At 48.7% G+C, this 3,402-nt stretch carries 3 protein-coding genes and 1 pseudogene; 1 reads left to right on the top strand and 3 read right to left on the bottom strand.

What is annotated here, in order from left to right; genetic code table 11:
• The 3 genes and pseudogenes from RGAI101_RS19640 to RGAI101_RS19650 form a co-directional block, all read right to left on the bottom strand.
• The coding region (locus RGAI101_RS19640) for a sensor histidine kinase (protein WP_217624966.1) at positions 1-881 on the bottom strand (881 nt) is incomplete at its 3' end.
• A gap of 278 nt (positions 882-1,159) precedes the next feature.
• Entirely contained in the window at positions 1,160-1,639 is a 480-nt protein-coding gene (locus RGAI101_RS19645) for a hypothetical protein (RefSeq protein ID WP_037230322.1), read from the bottom strand.
• Between the two features lie 183 nt (positions 1,640-1,822).
• Positions 1,823-2,589: pseudogene (locus RGAI101_RS19650) on the bottom strand (transposase).
• 254 nt (positions 2,590-2,843) lie between these two features.
• On the opposite strand from RGAI101_RS19650, the gene RGAI101_RS19655 reads away from it, so the two are divergent.
• A complete protein-coding gene (locus tag RGAI101_RS19655) occupies positions 2,844-3,293 on the top strand; it encodes a hypothetical protein (protein ID WP_037230325.1) in 450 nt (149 codons plus the stop codon).
• Positions 3,294-3,402: the final 109 nt, after the last annotated feature.

Raw genomic sequence — 3,402 nt, forward strand, 5'->3', positions numbered from 1 at the left:
ACACCTTGGTCAGTCACTTCGACCCTTACGTCCGGGCCAAATAGGCATGTACTAACTATTACGGTACTACCGGAAGGGCTAAATTTGGCAGCATTTGAAAGTAGATTGGTTATGACCTGTGAAATCCGTGCCATGTCAGCGCTCACGAGCGTTGGGGGTGCTGATTTTTTGAAAGATATCTTTATATCTTTCTCGGCAGTATACCCCTCGCACTCTTCAATTGTCGAGGAAATAATCGTCTCTAGATTCAAATATTCCATTTTGAGATTCGCCTTGCCTTCACTTAATGACTGCGCATCCAATATATCGTTGACCAATGAGAGCAATCTTTCTGAATTTCGGTGGGCGATCTTAATCAACTTCATTCTGGCCTCTCCCAATTCTTCGCCATACTTTGCGTCAAAAATTCGGATCCCGCCAAGGATTGAGGTAAGTGGTGTGCGTAGCTCGTGACTAACAACACTCATAAAAGTTTCTTTCATTCTTGCTGATGCTTCGACTTCTGCAACGAGTTGCTGCAGTTCAATCGATTTTCTTTTGTTTAACCTAACGTCTGCAACAAGCATTACTACAACGGTACTCGCGAGCACCAAGATGACTACTCCTAAATAAGCAATCGCACGAGACAGGGAAACGAGGCCATTTCGAAAATCCGACATCAAGCGAGACTTTGCTTGTGCCATCGACAAAGAAAGCTCCTTGAAGGTGAGGTTATAAGGAGTAGTCTCTAACAATATTCTTTTAGCAATATTCTGCTTGGCTATTCCTAGAGGCTCTGATCCTGAAAGCGATTGAACTAGTGGATCGATCTCTTGAAGTACATGTTCAAATTCAACAAGACCGGTGCTGTCAGCTTCAGCTTCTTTAATTACCTCGGCCATCTTTCCTTTCTGCATCATATTGAGCCTGCTCCACAGGATATCAAACCGAAGGGAAACGTCCCTAGCCGTCCTTGAACCGATTGCATACTCTGCTAGCTCTGCGTTGAAATTGAGAAGCTCAAACTGCAATCTTGACGCGATCCAGAGTGGATCACTTTGTTCAGCAGTTCTGATTTGATATACTCGGTCTCTTAGAGTCCAGATTACGCCACACCCGAGAACTACAGCACCAAAACACAAAATAGAAATAACAATTGTTAAAGTCTTCCCGGATTTAATCATTCGACAGTAAGGCTCGTAAGTTGCCAAATTATCCGGCTGTTATAGCGATCATCGCGGAGCTCTTCATGATCATCCATGGGATAGATTAGCCAGATCGGTCCTTTGTCGCGAATTGACATCTTTTGTCCATTACTGAAGAGAGCTAGAATAACATTATATTGGAATGCGTCGGAGGCAGGTATCTTTACCGAAAAATCATTGATCGCCCGTAGCGTCAAAACATCCTCCGGACCGATGTTGTAGCTTAAAAGCAAGTCTCTCAATAATGGGCCAGAGAACTCAACTTTCTCGTCGACATAGTCGTTTTTTGTAATCACTTTTACCTGTGGCATTGCGAGCAAGTCATCGAAAGTCAGCGCCTCGGAAATCTCATCAACAGTCACTGTCAGCAAGTCCTCTGCGTAACTTGCATTGGGTAGTGCAAGGACAAGGATTGCCATAATTTTACGGGCCGTACGAAGAATTCTATCTCTCATGTTCTACCTTTCAAGGTTACCTAACATAGGTAACAAACCACTATGGTAATAGTATGGCCAATTCCACCTTAAGTGGAACAATTATTGGCGTCTTACTCGGAGATGTATGGCCGATAAATTTGAATGTTGGCCTTGTTGCATGGAGCATGATGAGGTCGGAACGCGCCCTACCCGAAACAGATTTCAGGCGGTGCGTTCGAAATTGGGTCGGCCAAGTTCGGTCATCCGGTTAAGAATCCGGACGCCAATCCTGGCTTCTGTTTTCTGGTTTTCGAACGAGCGCGCCTTTAGCTTGAGCCCGATGACGGTCTTCCAACGACCCATGAGGGTTTCACCCCGGCTCCGCTGATTATAGCCAGATGCCTTCTGCCATGCCATCCGACCGCGCGCTCGTATATCGGCAATATGGCGATCACGAATGCTCGGGTTCTGGGCAGCGTCGGGGCTCAGGACCGCGTTCTTGGGTGGTGGGATCGTGACGTCGATCGCCGACCCGAAGCGTGCGGTAAGAACAGCATATGTTGGTTCTCCATCGTAAGCGCCGTCTGCCAGAAACAGGTCAACTGGGCCGGTTTGACATTCTTAGAGGTAGCTTTGGCAGACACGCTCAGCCCGTTGCCTCTGCGCGATAAAGTGGAAAAGTCAGGCACTGCAACCTCAACCCCCAACAACTCAGCAATGGAGCGCATCAAACCTTGGGTCTGCCGCAGTGGCTGCTTGAACACCATGCCCAGCGTCAGGCAAAGCTCAATCGCCAAATCCGAATAGACAGGCTGACCGCCAGGCGTCGTTCGCGGTGGTGCCGCCCACAAAGCAAGTGCGTCATCGCCGATCCAGACCGACAGATCACAGCGTCGCCGCAGGCTTTCGTTGTACTCGGCCCAGTTGGTCACGCAATGCTTTTGCTTCGGAATCTTGTCGCGACGACCGGCGTTGAACTTGTGTGGCATCTACAGCATCCTGAAGGGAACAAACCGCCTCAGTATCGAACCAAGCGCGATCCATGCAACAAGGCCCGCTCTCAGAGGGTTGACGTCCAAGCGTGTCCGTGGGCGTTTATTTCCTCATAACGCCCATCAGGTAAAGTTCAGGAGTACGATTTCGTCCACGTGAAGATCACCCAAGTGACTATTGGTGCCCCTCGGGCTCATTAACTGACCGTTAACCTGAACTTTCAATCTCTGTCTTAGAATGGAGATTAATAATGAACGACGAACTCGAAAATAAAAAACACCCCTTCGGTTTGTTAGAACTCGAAGGCGCACGGTTGATTTTGTCCGGTTTCCGGCGCGATACTTACGCAGGCGTGCTCAGGCTGATCGACCGCCCCGCAGAAGACAAGTATATCTGCGACCTTTTGCTTGATGGTTTCGGCCGCAAGGTCCAGGTTAATATCTCAGGCCTTTCTTGTGGTTCCAATAGGCAGGCGGGTAAGTCGCGTATCGCTGCTATTTATGGACTTCCGTTTCTTCTAACCCCCCCCAAGGCAGAGTTGACTGCGCTCGATTACACTGGCGGGATAGCCCAGCAATTTGCCGCTAGTTTTGATCTTCACGCAGCGGTCTTTCACATTAATGTGCTGTCCTATGTTCGGCCAACTGGTGGCCAGGATTGGGTCTGTGTCCTAGACATATCTCGTGCGGAGGGCTGCTGATATGCTGATCTGCAACGATAGCCTCCGCATCTGGCCAGCCGTTTATCGGATAGAGATCAGTTTCGATATTGCCGGGTCTTTTTTCAATGATGGCAACCATGTTCACCCT

Origin of the sequence: Roseobacter sp. GAI101, from assembly GCF_000156335.1 — a bacterium.
Taxonomy (GTDB): Bacteria; Pseudomonadota; Alphaproteobacteria; order Rhodobacterales; family Rhodobacteraceae; genus Sulfitobacter.